We start from the raw sequence: 17,084 nt of genomic DNA, 5'->3' as shown, positions 1-17,084 counted from the left end.
ACCCACGACAAGGAGTGCGCATGACTGGGCTCGGCTACGGCCCGATAACTCAAATCGCCTGGGTGACCGCCGATATCGAGGCCTCCGAGCGGTTGCTCGGTGGATTCGGCGCGGGTACCTGGACGCGGCTGCCCGACACCGAGTTCGGTCCGGACATGTGCCGATATCGGGGTGAGCCCGCCGATTTCACCGCGCATATCTCGCTGTCGTACCTGGCGGATATGCAGCTCGAACTGATTCGACCGGTGCGCGGAACCGGCATCTACACCGAATTTCTCGAGCGCAGTGGCCCGGGCCTGCATCACATCTGTTTCGAACCCGAGGATTTCGACGCCGCCGTCGCCGAGGCCGGCGCGCGCGGGCTTCCGGTGGTTCAGGACGGAAATGTCGGTGGGACAATGCGATTCGCGTATGTCGACGGAGCCGCCGCCGGAGTTCCTTACCTCGAGCTCGCCGAAATCGGGGCGCCGATGCGGGAATTCTACGAGTATGTGAAGACCCGTGCGCACGGGCGTCCGGATCAGAGCGAGCGAACCGCAACCCGGTGACCCGCAGCGAACAGGCTCGCGCCGACATCCTCGACGCCGCCGAACGATTGATCGCCGAGCGCGGGATCCGGGTGCCCCTGCGCGATATCGCGGTGGCCGCGGGACAACGAAACAATTCCGCGGTCAATTATCACTTCGGAAATCGACGCGAGTTGGTGCACGCCGTGGTGAAGCGCCGGCTGGGGCCGATGGAGCACGAGCGAGCGGCGATGCTGGCCGCACTCGCGCCCGAGGATCGCGGCGAGGTCGACGCGCTCCTGCGGGTGCTGGTCCTGCCGCTGATGTCGGTCGACAGCGACTACTACGCCCGCTTCCTACAGGCCGCCGCCTTATTGCTGCCCACCGATCTGGACGGCACCCAGGGGACGGTCTGGCCGCGGGTGCTGAGCGAGCTCACCCGGGCGATCCCGACCACCGACCCCGCCGCCGCCCGGCGACGGATCGGCGCGGTCGCCACCGCGATGTTCGCCCTGCTGGCCGAATGGGAACGCAAGAAGACCGACGACGCCGGTGTGACCGATTCCGCGGACGAGATCATCGTGATGCTCGGTGCGATGCTCACCGCGCCCGTCCCCTGAGCCGGGCTCGCGGTCCCGCCGCCCGAGGACGTTCCTCGGCTCGGCACGCGAGTCCGATTGGAGCCCAGCGGCTTACGAGGATTCGGCGGTGACCGAGCGTCGAGCGGGCGGTTATTTGCCGAAGGGAAGCCAATCCAACCGGACAGGAACCGGCGATGCAGATGACCGCGGTCGTCGCGCCTATACCGCACGGATCCGCCACGGCACCCCCGAGACGGCCGCACGACCTGCACACACGGGTTTCCCGGCTCAGCAAACCGGAGCGGACACCGGACGACGGAACAGCTGATCGGGTAGTTGTCGGAACCGAAAAACCGCCGGTAGAGTCATGTTTGCTAGAAAGATGCTGGATGTTTCAGCCCCTGCATCACCCGACGCAGGACCTCCGCACTGTCGCCCGGTTCGGACCGGCCGCCGACCCGGCCGGTCCGCCACCTGAGGCGCGGTCGACCTCGAGGACGGACTGAGATGACCTTCGTGGCCCTCGGATATCTCCGAAAAGATGTGTCACGGCAGCAACAACGGTGGGACGAGGCGCATATACGTTCCCTGGCACGGCGTCTGGGTTACAACCTGAGCAAGACGATCGTGGCGAGCGAGCTCACCGTGGACCCGATCCGACGCCTCATGGACGTCGTCGTGAAGGTGGATGCCGAAGCCGTAATCGTCCCGTCCGCCGCACATTTCGCGGACCGGGTCATACCGCCCGAACTTGTCGAGATCACCGACGTGATCACGGTGTCACCGGAACACACCTACGCCCGATGGCCGACCGGCAAGCTGCCGCAGCGCCCTTGATCGGACGGTTACCGAATCCGGCACGACGACAACATGTCCCAGCGACCGGCGACCACCGTATCGCCCGGACGTGGTCGCCCTGCCGGTTTCGCCCCTGCCGGCACCGGAGTGGGTCAGAAGGCGGCGACGACCGCGGCCGCGACGAACACCACCTGAACAACGGTCCGCAACGGCAGCGGCATCGTCTTGATTCCGAGGTCCCCGCGGGCCGCTCGGACATTCGCCGGGAACATCACCAGCAGCAAGACCACCAGACCGGCGGCGGCAACCGGCGCCAGGGGCGGGATCAGCAATCCGACCGCGGCCGCGGCCTCCAGGACCCCGGTCAGGGTGACCAGGGCGGGCGGCGCGGGCAACCGCGGCGGCACCATCGCGATCAACGCGTCCCGCCGCGGCTGCTGGAAGTGGGCCGTGGCGGTGAGCAACAACATCACGGCCAGCCCGATCCGGAGCGCGTGCGGCCAGGAATCCAGCCAGCCGGCGCCGAACACACCGGCGAGCCGGGCCAGCGCGGTGACGACGACGAGAACGATGAGCGGCGCCATGGTGGTGCTCCTGAGTCGGGCCTAATCTTGACAGTGTCAAGATTAGGCCGGCCGTCACCACCTGTCAACGGTTCCTTCGCGGACGTCCGCCCGAAACCGTGGTGACGGCGGCAGCACCGGCCTGCTATGGTCGGGCCGAATCGGCAACGAAGGAGACCACACATGGCTGGTGAACTCGACATCTCCGGATAGCTCCGGCCCCCTCGGCCACCGGTAGGCGCAGACGGCGCCGCCGCCGTGGCCATGTCGTCGTTCACTCGTCCAGCCTCGGCGCATCGCGTTGCGCCGCACAGCCTTCCGAGGTCCCCTAATGTCCGATACCTACATCGTCGTGTCGAATCTGTCGTTCGCGTGGCCGGACGACACACCCGTATTCCAGGATCTGTCGTTCAGCGTGCCCGGCGGGCGCACCGGCTTGGTCGCCCCGAACGGCGCCGGCAAAACCACCCTGCTGCGGCTGCTCGCCGGCGAGCTGACGCCCCGCTCCGGCAGCGTGACGGTGGCCGGCGTTCTCGGCTACCTCCCCCAGAATCTGCCCCTCACCAGCGATCTCACCGTCGCCGAGGTACTCGGCATCGCGCCGGTGTTGGCGGCGCTGGCCGCCGTCGAATCGGGTGATACCGACGAAGCACACTTCACCACCATCGGCACCGACTGGGACGTCGAGGAACGCACCCGCGCTCAGCTGGACCGGCTCGGGCTCGGCGCCGTGGCATTCGATCGACGACTCCACACCCTCAGCGGCGGGCAGGTCGTCTCGCTCGGCCTGGCCGCGCAACTGCTGCGCCGCCCGGATGTCCTGATCCTCGACGAGCCGACCAACAACCTCGACCTCGACTCCCGGCATCGGCTCTACGACGTGCTCTCGGACTGGAACGGCTGCCTGCTGGTGGTCAGCCACGATCGCGAACTGCTCGACCGCACCGACCGCATCGCCGAGCTGCACGATGGCGAAATCCGCTATTACGGTGGCAATTTCACGGCCTACGAGCAGGCGGTCGACGCCGAGCGCGCGGTGGCGGAGAAGAATATCCGCAGCGCCGAACAAGAGGTCAAGCGCGAGAAACGCGAACTGCAGCAGGCGCGCGAACGAGCCGCACGCCGGGCGAGCAACGCCCAGCGCAACCTGAGCAGTGCCGGTCTGCCGAAAATCTTCGCGGGCACGATGAAACGCAACGCGCAACAGTCGGCCGGCCGGGCGAACGACACCCACGCCGCGCGTCTGGATGCCGCCCGCAACCGCCTCGACGAGGCGGGCCGGGCGCTGCGCGAGGAGCAGCGGATCGTGCTGCAGCTCCCCGATACCGAGGTTCCGGCGGGACGCACGCTGTTCACCGCCCACGGGATCCGGTTCCGTTTCGGCGACCGCGACCTGTTCACCGGGCCGGGCGCCGACCTGACCATTCGCGGACCCGAACGAATCGCGCTGACCGGCCCCAACGGCGCCGGGAAGTCGACCCTGCTGCGCCTCGTCGAGGGCGAGCTCACCCCCGACAGCGGGACCGTCACCCGCGCCGACGGCCGGATCGCCTACCTGTCGCAACGGCTGGATCTGCTCGACCCGGACCGCACGGTGGCCGAGAATCTGACTCGGGCCGCACCGCACCTGCCGGCGGCCGAGCGGATGAACCTGTTGGCGCGCTTCCTGTTCCGCGGATCGCGAGCGCACCTACCGGTGCGCGCGCTCTCCGGCGGGGAGCGGCTGCGCGCCACCCTGGCCTGCGTACTGTTCGCCGAGCCCGCACCGCACCTGCTGCTACTCGACGAACCGACCAACAATCTCGACCTGGTGAGTGTCGGGCAACTCGTCGGCGCGCTCGACGCCTACCGGGGCGCGCTGGTGGTGGTGAGCCACGACGAGCGGTTCCTCGCCGAGGTGCGGGTGAGCCGTCGGCTCCGGCTGGCCGACGGGCGGCTCACCGAAAGCGGCGTAGCATCCGCGTCCGACTCGCCGGTGTAGCCGCGCCTTCAACCCTTCATCGCCCGAACCGAGTCGTCTGCGCCGCTGGGATTCCCGGAACTCGGCAAAGACGACCGGCCCGCCACCCTAGGGTGGCGGGCCGGTCGGTGAGGGGTACTACCGGACGGTGACCGTCATCGAGAACCGCTGCGCCGGATTGCCCTGATCCCACGGCCGCACCGAGACCAGGCTCAGCGTGGTGCTGCCCGAACGCGCGGCGGTGAAGGTCCACACGCTGGTTCCCGGAGCGCCGGGAACCGGGCTGTTCGGCCGGAAGACCGGGTCGCCCTCCTGGCTGAGCACCCCACGATCGACCTCGCCGATCTGCCAGACGTAGCCGCTCGACGGGTTGTCCGGCAGCGCCACCGCCAGTTCCTCACCGACCGACAGCGTCGTGGTCTGGCCGTTGCCATCGGTCCCGACGACGATCGGCTCCGACACGGCGTGCACGACGCCGGGAGCAGCGGGAACCGGGGCCGCCGCGGCCACCGCAGTCGTCCCGCCGGCCGCCAGCGCCAGACCGAACACAACCATCAGCAAAGGTGTACGCACCGCATTCCTTCCATATTCACAACGGGCGCTCACACCCTACAGTCGGGCTCAGCTCAGCAACGCCAAACCGCCATAGGCTCCGGATAATTCGGGATGCGGGCCCACATCGGCCGGGTTGTCCGGCCGCCACAGCGGCAGATGGACCAGTCCGGGTTCCAGCAGCGGCCAGTCGTGGAAGAATCCGGCGATATGGTCCTTGTCGCGCAGCACGATCTCGGTCGACGTGCGTCCCGACAGTTTCTGCGCCTCCAGCACTTCGGCGGGCTGCCCGTCGGCGGTCGCGTGGGTGATGGCCAGATAGCTACCCGGCACCACCGCCTGCTGCAACCGCGCCACACACCCGCCCGGATCAGCCTCGTCCGGCACGAAATGCAGCACCCCCAACAGCAATACGGCGATCGGCCGATCGAAATCGAGTACCTCGCGCACCAGCGGATCGGCCAGAATCGTCTCCGGTTCGGCGACATCGGCGTGGACCACCGCGGCATGCGGATTACCGTCCAGGATCGCCCGGCTGTGCGCGACCGCGACCGGGTCGATATCGACGTAGACCACCCGGGCCTGCGGATTCCGGGCCTGCGCCACCTCGTGCACGTTGCCCACGGTCGGAATGCCGGAGCCGAGATCGAGGAACTGGGTGATTCCGGCATCGACGAGGTAACGCACACAGCGGCGCAACAGGTCTCGGTTCGCGCGCATGGTCTCGGCGACGTTCGGTGTGAAGGATTCGATCTGGCGCGCGAGCGTCCGGTCGATCTCGAAATTGTGCATCCCGCCGACGAAATAGTCGTACACCCGGGATGCGCTGGGCCGATCCAGGTCGATACCTTCGGGCGCCCAACTCGGTCTGGTCATCGCAACCTCTCTGTATCGTGCGGAGCCACCGCACTCGGCCCGGACCAGCCACTCGATCACGTCTCGCCGTCCCCGCGCCGAAATCCCGCCCGCCGGAAGGCGAAGCAACGCAATCGTATTCGACACCTGTGCGAAACTCCCGCGGTTCACATGAAGTCCGTGCCCCGGCTACCATCATCGGCATGGCGTGGGATGGGTCCGAACACGACGGTCCGCACGCCGACCTGGCGCACCGATGGGCGACAGCGCTCGGCGGCGGGGTCCGCGATCACGTCGTACCCATGAGTGTGTCCGAAGCCCACCAGCTTTTGCTGACCCTGGCCGGCGGATTACTCGACGCCGCCGAATCCGGGGGTATCGAGCGGGTCGCCGAATTGGGCGGTGATCTGGCCCGCGCTCATTTCGTCGGCGACGAGGTGCTCGGCCGCACGATGACCGTGCTCGCCACCTACTTCGCCGAACTCGACGTACCCTCCGGCCGCACCGCCGATCTGATCGGCGCCTTCGCCGCCGGGTACGTCCGCGCCTTCCGGGCCTGGCTGCTCAGCGAACAGGAAAGTGTGCGCAGCGCCGACATCGCGGCACGCAGCATCGTCGAGGAGCAGTTGCGCGCCAGCGAAGCCCGGCTGCGGGCGGTGTTCTCCCAGGCCGGAATCGGTACCGGACTGTCGGATATGACGGGCCGGATCATCGAGGTCAACAACGCCTTCGCCGCGATGCTCGGCTACGAACCGGAGCAGATGTACGAACTCGAGGTCACCGACCTCACCCACCCCGACGATCCGCCGGGCATGTGGGAACTGTATGCGGGCGTGCTGCGCGGCGAGCACGACCACGCCCAGATGGAGAAGGCCTATCGCCATCGCGACGGCCACACCGTGTGGACGAATATCAACGTCTCACTGATCCGCGACGAGCACGGCCGCCCGCAATACACCCTGGTGCTGGTCGAGGACATCTCCGAGCAACGGGAACTGCGGGAACGGCTGAGCTACCGCGCCCACCACGACCCGCTGACCGGCCTGGCCAACCGATCCCGCTTCTTCGACGCCCTCACCGAGGCGTTCGCCGACCCGGATGCGCGGGTCGGCCTGTGCTACGTCGATCTCGACCACTTCAAGGCCGTCAACGACACCTTCGGCCACGCCATCGGCGACGAACTGCTCACCCGCGCCGCGGCGCGGCTGTGCGCGTGCGCGGTCGGCGAGAACAACCTGGTCGCCCGGATGGGCGGCGACGAATTCGTCATCCTGGTCCCCCGCACCCGGCGCCGGCGCGAACTCATCGACCTCGCCCGCACGGTCCTGGACGCGTTCACCGTGCCGTTCGATATCGACGGGCACCGGCTCCGGATCGGCGTGAGCATCGGCGTCATCTCCGAGCAGGCCGCGGAAACCACCACCGAGGAGCTGCTGCAGGCCGCCGATTCCACCATGTACTGGGCCAAGACCGACGGCCGCGGCCGGTACGCCGTCTTCGACCCCAGCCGGCGTCGGCGCGAACACACCCGCGCCGAACTGCTCGCCGATCTGCCCGGTGCGCTGGCGCGCGGCGAGTTCTTCCTGGACTATCAGCCGATCGTGGATCTCGGTGATCACCGTCCCGTCGCGGTGGAGGCCCTGGTGCGCTGGCATCATCCGCAGCTCGGAATCCTCAGCCCGGCACGGTTCATCGACCTGGCCGAGGGTGGCGGCCACATCATCGCGCTCGGCACCGTCGTACTGGAACAGGCCTGCCGGGAGGGCCGGCGCTGGTACGACCGCTTCGGTGACCGGGCACCGGTGGTCAGCGTGAACGTCTCGGCGGAGGAGGTGGCCGATCCCGCCTGGCTGGAGCGGGTGCAGAAGGTGGTCGCCGATACCGGAATCCCGCCGGACCGTTTGCAATTGGAACTGACCGAACGCACGTTCATGCATGCCATCGGACGACCGCTCCAGGCACTGCACACCCTCGCCGAATCCGGAATCCGGATCGCCATCGACGATTTCGGCACCGGGTATTCCAATCTCGCCTATCTCGGCCAGCTTCCGCTGCACGTGGTGAAACTCGCCGGTCCGTTCATTCACCGCATCCGCAATGCGGGCACGGTCGGCCGCAGCGATCTGCTGATCCTGGAGACGATCATCGATCTGAGCCACAACCTCGGGTTGAGTGTCACCGCCGAATGTGTGGAGACCCGGCACCAGGCCGACCGGCTGCTCGGGCTGCGATGCGACACCGCCCAGGGCTGGTATTTCCATCATCCCGTGCACGCGGATCTGATCGCCGATCTGCTCGACCGGGAACTCACCGAACCCGGCGCCGTCCCGGTCGATCCGGCGGGCATTCTGCCGAACCCGCACGGCCGCTGAGCTTTTCGAACCCGGCGAGCGGTGCGGTGATCGCTGTCGCGCACCGCACCGCTCGGGGTCCGATCAGTAAGCGGTACCGCCGGTGGCGGCGGTGCGCCCGTGGCGCATGATCACGACACCGATCAGCGCGATCGCCGCCGCCGCGGCCACGAAGTAGAAGCCCAGCTCGTAGCCGCGGTCGGCGAACAGCAGCGGAATTTCCTTGGTGGCCACATGATTTCCGGCAACCGAGATGTCGGCGCGGACCGGATTGGCGTTGAGGAAGGCGGTCGCCACCGCGATCCCGATCGCGGCACCCATCGACTGCATCACGCCGAGCATGCCGGCGCTGATCCCCTGCTGCTCGGCGGGCACACCCTCGACGATGAGGTTGGGTGTCGCGGCGTAGTACAGGCCGAAGGCCAGGCCGTAGACCGCGCTGATCAACGCGATGACACTCCAGCCGTGATCGAGGACCGCATACGCGACCCCGCTCAGCACCATGACGATCAGGGCCGACATCAGCGGCAGCCGGGCGCCGGAGCGCCGGATCCAGAATCCCGCGATCAGCCCGGCGAGCATCCCGATCACCGCCTGGGCCAGGGCGACGTGCACCGCGTAGCCGAGCAGGGTCAGATTGTCACCGTAGGTGTAGCCCGGGTTCAGGGCCACCTGCACGGCCTGGGGCGGCAGGGTTTGCCCGGTCTGCGCATGGATCTCGGCGAGGGTGCCCTGCACGATCCCCGCGGTGACGTCCGAGGCCGGCGGCGACTGCGTCATATAGCCGACCGCGTAGCCCTGATAGCCGATCGTGAACGAGGCGAGCAGCGCGACGAACAACACGATGCTCACGCGCGGGTGGAACAGCAGCTTCATATCCATGATCGGTTGCCGCACCCGCATTTCCACGATCGGGAAGGCGGCGAGCAGCAGCAGTCCGACGACCAGCCAGGCCAGCGTCGACGGCTTCGACCAGCCCCAGTCCTGACCCTTGTCCAGGTAGATGAGCGTCAGCACCGCACCCGATGCCAGCAGGACCGCGCCGACCACATCCAGGCGTTGCGGCGTCCGCAGCCGCGACTCCGGCACGATCAGCGCCACCAGCGGCAGCATCACCACGGTGAAGACGAACAGGAACCAGAAGATCGCCCGCCAGCTGTGATGATCGACGATGTACCCCCCGATGAGCGGGCCCGCGACCGCCGAGACACCGAGCCCCGTGGAGGCGACGCCGAGTCCGATCGGCACGTACTTGCGCGGCATGAGATCGCGGATCAGGCCGTAGGAGATCACCGCGGTCGCGATCGCCGTGGCCTGCAGACCACGACCGACCAGGAAGAGCATCCAATTGCTGGTGACGGCGCACAGGGCGCAGCCGATCAGGAACAGCACCCCGCAGAGCAGGAACATGCGTTTCTTGCCCCAGATATCGCTCATCTTGCCGATCAGCGGGGAGGCCGCGGCGCCGATGACGCCGAAGATGATGATCGCCCAATTGATGTTGGCGCCCTGATCGGGGAAGGTCGGGGCGATCTGGCGCAGGGCCGCCGACACCATGACGAATTGCATGGGGGCGACCTCGGTGAACAGCACGATCACAGCGAGAACGGTGAAGATGCGCAGACGGGACGCACCGTCGAGCCGGCCGGTGGTATCGGCCGGCTCCGACGGTGTCGTCGCTTCGAGGGAGGTGGACATGGGCCCTCCGGAGGGACAGGTGAACAAGATGGCGTGAACCGTGTCACATTCCGGAAGGGGGAGATATCGGCGAGCCCGGTCAGTGGGACCGAGCACGACCGGTCAGTGGGATCGGACTCGCCGATCTCCGCCTCGGCTGACACCGCGGCAGGGCACAATGCTGTGATGCTCACGTTGTACTACGGCTTGTTCTACCTCTTGGTCGAAGGAGAGCGGCTCGGCCACATCCTCGGATGGTGAACGCGCACCGCCCGTTTCCGGTCGGGCCCCCCGCACCTCAGCCGATGTTCGCCGACAGGTCCGGAGTCATCCGATACACCTCGTCCCGCCAGTTGTTCCATGCGTGGATACCGAACGCCGGGAAGTCGTAGCTGACGTTCTGCGCACCGAGCGAGGCCATCCGCACCTGGAACGAGCGGGTGTTCACCAGCGCGAGCGCCTCGAGTCCCATCCCGTTGACCGTGCCCATATTCGGCCCGTCGGTGGCCGTGGGCAATCCGCTGCCGGCCGAGATCCACAGCCGGGTGTTGTTCTGAATCAGCCTGGGCGCGAACACGAACGGATCCATCCGCAACCACTGCGGCCCCCACGGCGGCGCCATCGAATCGACGTTGTACCCGCCCGCGTCGAGCATCGCCACACGGATCGCCTCGCGCATCCCCGGCGCGGAGATGTTGAGGTAGCCGGAGAAGGATCCGGCGAAGCTGAACTGGTCGGGGTGGTAGGCCGCCAGCGTCAGAGCGGCGCTACCGCCCATCGACAGACCGAAGATGCCGTTCCGGTCGGCACGGAAGCCGAGTCGATCGCGCAGCGCGGTGCGCAGATCCTGGGTCAGGAAGGTCTCCCACTTGTAGGTGTAGGACTTTCCCGGACCGGCCGAAAATGCCTGCAGTGCACCGGATCCCGAGGACGAGCCGGACGAGGATCCCGCGCCGGGCGGCACGCCCAGGAAGCTCGACGGCGCATTCCAGTCGGCATAGAAGCTGGACTGTCCGCCGACCGGCATCACCACGTTGATATTCCACGACGTCAGCAGGTGGGCGATATCGGTTTCGATCTCCCAGCCGTTGAGATCCTCGCGGGCCCGCATGCCGTCGAGGGCGTAGACGACGCGGTCGGTATTGCCGTCTGCGGCCCGGAAGATCCGGGATTTGACCGGCCCCATACTCGAATCGACCCAGAAATCGAATCCGGACGGGTCGAAGGCGGCGGCCGCGCGCGGCAGTTGGCCCGAGAACGCGGCACTCAGCGGCACGAACAGTGCCAGCGCGAGGGTGAGCACGGTCCGCCCGAGGCTCGCCCCGGCGCGACCGGATCTCGGCCGACGACGCAATCTTCGCATGTAACAGCACCTTTCGTGATCGAACGCCGCGGTTCGTGACCCCCATCCGGCCCGCGACGGTGCGCACTGCCGCCGCCCCGACCCCCGGCCCACACCGGGTTCGCCGCACTGCGCATGTCATGCCCGTATCGAGCGCACACGGAGTCCCGTTACCGAAATGTGATGTTTATTTCCGACCAACCGGTTCCGCATAACCGACAAACCGACTCAGGCCCCGACCGGCAGCCGGGTGCCCGGGTCGTCCAGCGAGATGGTGCGCGCGACCTTCTGCGGCGCCCCGCCGATGAGGCCGCGCCACGGCAGAAACCGCAACATCCGCACGTTCAGATTGCGGAACGCGATCATCGCCTTGCTCGCGGGCGCGTACCAGGCGCCCACGCCCTCGGCGAACTTCTGGCAGGCATCCACCATCGGCCGCATCCGTTGCTCGTATCGAGCGAAGGCGACCCGGTGATCACCGGACGCAGCCAGCTCGGCAGCGAGGATGTACGCGCCGACGAGTGAGAGGTCCGCCCCCTGGCCCGACAGCGGTGAGGCGCAGTAGCCGGCATCCCCGACCAGCGCGACCCGGCCGGACGACCAGGTCCGCATCCGCACCTGAGCCATGGCATCGAAGTAGAAATCCGGCGCCGACGGCAGCAGTTCGAGCAGGGTCGGAACTTCCCAGCCCTCCCCCGCGAACGCCTCGCGCAGAATCTCACGCTGCCGCTCGACATCGCGATAGTCGTAGTCCAGCCGTTCCGACGCCCACGCGAAGATCGCTTTGGCCTCCGTATTTCCCCGGGCGCTGTAGCTGCCGGCGATCTTGCCCGGTGAGTTGTAGTCGAGTTCCCAGTGATCGAGGTCGAGCACGTTGGGAATGGCGTAGATCGAGATGTAGTACCCCATGTGCCGGAGGAACCGAGACTCCGGCCCGAATACCAGTGTGCGCGTGTCGGAGTGCACGCCGTCGGCCCCGATCACCAGGTCGAAGGTGCGCGGCTCGGCGCGCTCGAAGACGACGTGCACGCCGTCGTCGTCCTGGGTCAGCGTGGCGATCGAGTCGCCGAACAGATACTCGACGTCGTCCCGGGTCGCCTCGTACAGCACCGCCACCAGGTCGCCGCGCTGAATCTCCGTGTCACCGTCGGCGCCGACCCCGTTGAACGTCGCGCTGTCGATACTCGCGCGCACCCGTCCGTCCGCATCGACATAGGAGGTTCCGCGCTTACCCGTGCCGCGCTCGTGCACCCGGTCGAGCACACCCATGCGTCGAACCACCTCGGTCGCGGTTCCCAGGACGTCGATGGCCTGGCCACCGGCTCGTAGCGACGGCGACTTCTCGACGACCGTCGGCTCGAACCCGTACCGCGCCAGCCAGAAGGCGAGGGTGGGGCCGGCGATGCCGGCGCCGGAAATCAGGACGGTGCGGTTGCTCATCTGCTGCATGCGGCAACCGTACAACCGATTTGCGCAACTGCGCAAGACAAATGTCTAAGGCGATTGCGCTATGATGACGGGCATGGGAAATCGCGAGGATCTACTGGCCGGCGCCCAGCAATGCCTGTTCGACAAGGGCTACGACCGCACCACGGTGCGCGATATCGCCACCGCCGCCGGGGTGAGCATGGCGGCGATCGGCTATCACTTCGGGTCGAAGGACGTCCTGCTCGGCGAAGCACTGGCACAGGCCACTCGCGAATGGGGTGCGGAATTGACTGCGGCCGTGGCGGATTCGCCGGCCACCGAGGCGGGCGCTCCCCGCTTCGAGGCGCGCTGGGATGCCGTGATCGACAGCATCGCCACCCACCACGGCCTGTGGTCGGCCACGTTCGATGCGCTCGCCCGGCCGGAGATTCGCGAGCGGCTGGCGCAGAATCTCGGCGAAGCGCGTTCCGGCCTGGCCCGCTTGATCGAAGATATCGACGAACCCGATACCGCCGCAGCCGGATCGGCGACCCGTCCCACTACCGACGCCGAGGCGGTCGGCGCGTTCTGTCAGGTATTACTGACCGGGCTGGCAGCGCATCAGCTCATCGATGCGCAGAGCGTCCCGCGTGGGCGAGAGCTCGCGAAGGCGATCCGGATCATCGCGGCGCGGCTCGACGAGAACTCGCCGGACTGACGGCCGGATTTCTGGCCCTGCGGTCGGCATCGTCGCACATCCCGGCACTGCTGTCGCAGGCCCGGCACGGCCGGCCACAGGCCCGCAGCGTGTTTCGTTCATCGCGGCCGCCCGGGCCGCGCGGAGACGCGCAGCCTACTTGTCGGGGAAGGACGACGAGAATCCGGCGGCGATGAGCGCGGCGGCAATGACCGACAGGACGGCGATGCTCCACATGGCAAACCTCTTCGATTGTGGGCCAAGCGGATTCACCGTAGCGCGACCGGACCGGCGGCACGGGTGGAACCGGGAATTCGAGGTGCGGTCGACCGTCGGGCGCTGAGCACCCGGAAAATCCGCAGTGTGAAGAGGGCTACATCCTCAACGCGTCTCGCTGGCACCGCCTGAAGGCTGTGGCGACAACCGGTACCGAGTGAAGGCGAGGGCTCCCCCCTCGTTGCGGTATTCGAAGCGTGGCGACACGACCGGCCGGCGCGACGGGCGGAAGACACATGTTTTGATGCGCATATGGCCGTGGGGTAATGAACGGCGCCCCGGGGTACGCGTAGGAATGCCGACACGCGCTCGACCGGGCACCACGCCCGGTGGACCATCTGGAAAAACGTTCGGTGCGGGCCGGATTCGGCCCGCACCGAACAGACTCCCCTACCGCTTCGAGCGATCCCGCTTCTCCCGAACGCGGACCGAAATCCGCACCGGAGAACCGGCGAAACCGAATTCCTCGCGCAGTCGGCGCTCCAGGAAGCGCCGGTAGCCGGCCTCCAGGAATCCGGTGGTGAACAGGACGAAGGTCGGCGGACGCGTCGTCGCCTGGGTGGCGAACAGCACGCGCGGCAACCGGCCACCCCGCATCGGCGGCGGCGTGGCCGCGATGACCTCTTTGAGCCAGGTGTTCAGGCGGCCGGTCGGGATGCGCTGATCCCAGGAGGCCAAGGCCGTTTCCATTGCCGGAACCAGCTTTTGGACCGCACGGCCGGTGTGGGCGGAGATGTTGACCCGCTGCGCCCACGGCACCCGCACCAGTTCGCGTTCGACCTCACGCTCGAGCTGGTAGCGCCGGTCCTCGTCGACCAGATCCCACTTGTTGAAGGCCAGCACCAGGGCCCGCCCGGCATCGGCGACCATGCCGATCACCCGCAGGTCCTGTTCGGTGATGGGCTCGGAGGCATCGATCAGCATGATCGCGACCTCGGCGGCCTCGATCGCGGCCTTGGTGCGCAGCGAGGCGTAGAACTCGGTCCCGTCGGCCGAGCCGACCTTGCGCCGCAGTCCGGCCGTATCGACGAAACGCCAGGTCTTGCCGCCCAATTCGACCAGCGAGTCGACCGGATCGACGGTGGTTCCGGCGACATCGTGCACCACCGAGCGCTCGTCGCCGGACAACTTGTTCAACAGGCTGGACTTGCCGACATTGGGCTTGCCGACCAGCGCCACCCGGCGCGGTCCCCCGCCGCCGCCCCCTTCGCGGGGTGTTTCCGGCAGGACGTCCAGCACATCGTCGAGAAGGTCACCGGTGCCGCGACCGTGGGCCGCCGACACCATCCGGGGTTCGCCCAGACCCAGCGACCACAGCACCGCCGCGTCCGCCTCGGCCTTCTCGCCGTCGACCTTGTTCGCGACCAGGATCACGGGAGTCTTGGAGCGCCGCAACACCTTTGCCACCGCTTCGTCGGTCGCCGTCGCACCGACGGTGGCGTCGACGACCAGCAGAATAGCGTCGGCGGTCTGCATGGCCAGCTCCGCCTGGCGCGCCACCGACTGCTGCAGCCCCTTCGCGTCCGGTTCCCAGCCGCCGGTGTCCTGCACGAGGAATCGGCGCCCGGCCCAGCTCGCCTCGTAGGAGACTCGGTCCCGGGTCACACCCGGAACATCCTCCACGACGGCCTCGCGACGACCCAGAATCCGGTTCACCAGCGTCGATTTGCCGACGTTCGGGCGGCCGACCACGGCCAGCGTCGGCATCGGAACATGCTCGTGGGCTTCCGCATCGCCTTCGAGATCGGCGATCTCCCAATCGGATTCGTCGGTCCAGATGCCGTCCCCGGCAACGGTGTCGGAGTTCGAACTCGGCGTCACACTCGGGCTCATCTACGCTCTCCCACCGTAATCTGCTGTGCCACAACCCGGTACAGCTCGTCGATCACCTGCTCCATCGTCAGATCACTGGTATCGACCTGAACCGCGTCCTCGGCCGGTCGCAGCGGCGACACCGCCCGCGTGGAGTCGAGGTTGTCGCGCCGCTGGACGTCGGCCAGCACCGCCTCGTAGTCGTCACCGCGTCCCTCGGCGATGTTCTGCTGATTGCGCCGCGCCGCGCGGGCCTGCGCCGACGCGGTCAGATAGATCTTGGCATCGGCGTCGGGCAGGACCACCGTGCCGATATCGCGGCCCTCGACCACGATCCGCCCCGAGGTGGCCGCGATCTCACGCTGCAGGGCGACCAGCTGGGTACGCACGTCGGGCACCGCAGACACCGCAGACACCGCTTTGGTGACCGCGTCGCCGCGGATCTCGGCCGACACGTCCTCACCGTCGAGTTCGATGACTTCGTGGCTCGGATCGGTGCCGATGGTCAACGGCAGATCCTTGACCGCTGCCGCGATCGCGGCCGGATCGGTCAGCTCGACACCGCTGCGCAGGACGCGCAGGGTGGCCACGCGATACATCGCGCCGGTGTCGAGGTAGCGGGCGGACAGCCGGGTCGCCAGCCGCCGCGACACGCTCGACTTGCCGGTGCCCGACGGGCCGTCCATGGCGACGACGAGCGCCGAGTTCGCGGTCACATCGCCATCGGTGCCGGATTCCACCACGTTGCGGCCTCCTCGGATCCGATCGTCCAGCATGTCCACACCACTCACAACTCCACCGCCTCGTACAACTTCCCGATTTCGTCACGTCCCAGCACCCGCAGGGTGCCCGGCCGTTGATCGCCGAGCGCGACCGGCCCGATATGGGTGCGCACCAGCGCCACCACCGGATGGCCGACCTCGGCCAGCAGCCGGCGCACGATATGTTTGCGGCCCTCGTGCAGCACGACGCGGACCAGCGATTTGCCCTCGCCGACCTCCAGCACCTGGAATTTGTCGACCTTGGCCGGACCGTCGTCGAGTTCGACACCGTCGCGCAGCCGCTTGCCGACTCCGCGCTGCACCTCGCCGTGCACGGTCGCGAGGTAGGTCTTGGACACCTGGAAGGACGGATGCATCAGCCGGTGCGCCAGATCGCCGTCGTTGGTGAGCAGTAGCAGCCCCTCGGTGTCGGCGTCGAGGCGGCCGACGTGGAACAGCCGCTGCCCCGCCATCACGCGTTCGGCGACGATGTCGCCGACACAGGGCCGGCCCAGCTCGTCCGACATCGTCGACTGGAACCCCTTGGGCTTGTTCAACGCCAGATAGACCTGCTCGTCGCGCACCACGACGCGCACGCCGTCGACCCGCACGACCGCGGTCTCCGGGTCGATGCGCAGGCCCTGCTCGCGCACGATCACGCCGTCGACCTCGACCCGGCCCTGCTCGATCAGTTCCTCGGCGGCGCGGCGGGAGGCGACACCCGCCTTGGCGAGTACCTTCTGCAACCGCTCCCCCTCGCCCCACGGCAGCTTCTTCGGACCCGTTTCCTCGATCTCGACATGCTGGTGGCGGGCCGGCTTCGCGAAACTCAGCACGGTCGGCGGGGTCTTGCGTTTCTTCGGCTTCGGGGCGGGAGTGCGCGGACGCCCGGCGGCGGCACCGCGATCGCGCGACGCGGCCGCATCGCCGGCCGAACGAGCATTGC

The 17,084-nt window shown here is 67.9% G+C and carries 15 protein-coding genes; 6 read left to right on the top strand and 9 right to left on the bottom strand.

What is annotated here, in order from left to right:
* Positions 1-20: 20 nt before the first annotated feature.
* The 3 genes from ON37_RS29210 (at position 21) to ON37_RS29200 (ending at position 1,924) form a co-directional block, all read left to right on the top strand.
* Positions 21-548 (top strand): VOC family protein, encoded by a 528-nt coding sequence (locus tag ON37_RS29210; RefSeq protein ID WP_051032278.1) that lies wholly within the window; start codon positions 21-23, stop codon positions 546-548.
* Entirely contained in the window at positions 545-1,126 is a 582-nt protein-coding gene (locus ON37_RS29205; RefSeq protein WP_040724086.1) for a TetR/AcrR family transcriptional regulator, read from the top strand. Before ON37_RS29210 ends, ON37_RS29205 begins: the two co-directional genes overlap by 4 nt.
* A gap of 468 nt (positions 1,127-1,594) precedes the next feature.
* Complete coding sequence (locus tag ON37_RS29200) at positions 1,595-1,924, top strand: hypothetical protein (protein WP_040724085.1); 330 nt, start codon at positions 1,595-1,597, stop codon at positions 1,922-1,924.
* A gap of 113 nt (positions 1,925-2,037) precedes the next feature.
* Here the strand turns inward: ON37_RS29200 and ON37_RS29195 are convergent, their stop codons facing one another.
* Positions 2,038-2,469, bottom strand: coding sequence for a DoxX-related protein (locus ON37_RS29195; protein WP_040724084.1), 432 nt, complete (start codon positions 2,467-2,469; stop codon positions 2,038-2,040).
* 310 nt (positions 2,470-2,779) lie between these two features.
* Here ON37_RS29195 and abc-f point away from each other — a divergent pair, with 310 nt between their 5' ends.
* Positions 2,780-4,429, top strand: coding sequence for a ribosomal protection-like ABC-F family protein (abc-f, locus tag ON37_RS29190; RefSeq protein ID WP_040724083.1), 1,650 nt, complete (start codon positions 2,780-2,782; stop codon positions 4,427-4,429).
* Positions 4,430-4,546: 117 nt separating this feature from the next.
* Here the strand turns inward: abc-f and ON37_RS31385 are convergent, their stop codons facing one another.
* On the bottom strand, positions 4,547-4,981 hold the full coding sequence (locus ON37_RS31385; RefSeq protein ID WP_168441303.1) for a protease inhibitor I42 family protein: 435 nt from the start codon (positions 4,979-4,981) through the stop codon (positions 4,547-4,549).
* Between the two features lie 48 nt (positions 4,982-5,029).
* A complete protein-coding gene (locus ON37_RS29180) occupies positions 5,030-5,836 on the bottom strand; it encodes an SAM-dependent methyltransferase (protein WP_040724140.1) in 807 nt (268 codons plus the stop codon).
* Positions 5,837-6,018: 182 nt separating this feature from the next.
* Here ON37_RS29180 and ON37_RS29175 point away from each other — a divergent pair, with 182 nt between their 5' ends.
* Positions 6,019-8,187 carry a putative bifunctional diguanylate cyclase/phosphodiesterase gene (locus tag ON37_RS29175; protein ID WP_083893378.1) on the top strand — a complete coding sequence of 723 codons (2,169 nt, stop codon included), beginning with the start codon at positions 6,019-6,021 and terminating at the stop codon, positions 8,185-8,187.
* 63 nt (positions 8,188-8,250) lie between these two features.
* Here ON37_RS29175 and ON37_RS29170 read toward each other — a convergent pair whose 3' ends face one another.
* From ON37_RS29170 to ON37_RS29155, 3 genes are all read right to left on the bottom strand, one after another.
* The gene (locus ON37_RS29170) at positions 8,251-9,864 is read right to left on the bottom strand and encodes an MFS transporter (protein ID WP_040724082.1); all 1,614 of its coding nucleotides are present in this window, start codon (positions 9,862-9,864) and stop codon (positions 8,251-8,253) included.
* A gap of 277 nt (positions 9,865-10,141) precedes the next feature.
* The gene (locus tag ON37_RS29160) at positions 10,142-11,206 is read right to left on the bottom strand and encodes an alpha/beta hydrolase (protein ID WP_040724080.1); all 1,065 of its coding nucleotides are present in this window, start codon (positions 11,204-11,206) and stop codon (positions 10,142-10,144) included.
* Between the two features lie 207 nt (positions 11,207-11,413).
* Positions 11,414-12,634: an FAD-dependent monooxygenase gene (locus ON37_RS29155; RefSeq protein WP_210742162.1), complete on the bottom strand. Its 1,221-nt coding sequence runs from the start codon at positions 12,632-12,634 to the stop codon at positions 11,414-11,416.
* A 73-nt stretch (positions 12,635-12,707) separates the two neighbouring features.
* On the opposite strand from ON37_RS29155, the gene ON37_RS29150 reads away from it, so the two are divergent.
* A complete protein-coding gene (locus ON37_RS29150) occupies positions 12,708-13,310 on the top strand; it encodes a TetR/AcrR family transcriptional regulator (RefSeq protein ID WP_040724079.1) in 603 nt (200 codons plus the stop codon).
* A 645-nt stretch (positions 13,311-13,955) separates the two neighbouring features.
* On the opposite strand, the gene der is transcribed toward ON37_RS29150, so the two are convergent.
* The 3 genes from der to ON37_RS29135 all read right to left on the bottom strand — a co-directional run.
* Entirely contained in the window at positions 13,956-15,398 is a 1,443-nt protein-coding gene (gene der, locus ON37_RS29145) for a ribosome biogenesis GTPase Der (RefSeq protein WP_040724077.1), read from the bottom strand.
* Positions 15,395-16,063, bottom strand: a complete 669-nt coding sequence (cmk, locus tag ON37_RS29140) for a (d)CMP kinase (RefSeq protein WP_245553567.1) — start codon at positions 16,061-16,063, stop codon at positions 15,395-15,397. The genes der and cmk overlap by 4 nt, the downstream gene beginning before the upstream one ends.
* 101 nt (positions 16,064-16,164) lie before the next feature.
* A partial coding sequence (locus ON37_RS29135; protein ID WP_245553564.1) for a pseudouridine synthase occupies positions 16,165-17,084 on the bottom strand: 920 nt, incomplete at its 5' end.

The sequence above is a fragment of the Nocardia veterana NBRC 100344 genome, assembly GCF_000308855.1.
GTDB classification, from domain to species: domain Bacteria; phylum Actinomycetota; class Actinomycetes; order Mycobacteriales; family Mycobacteriaceae; genus Nocardia; species Nocardia veterana.
Note: the sequence above shows the minus strand (reverse complement) of the source record. Positions and strands in the feature narration are given on the sequence as shown.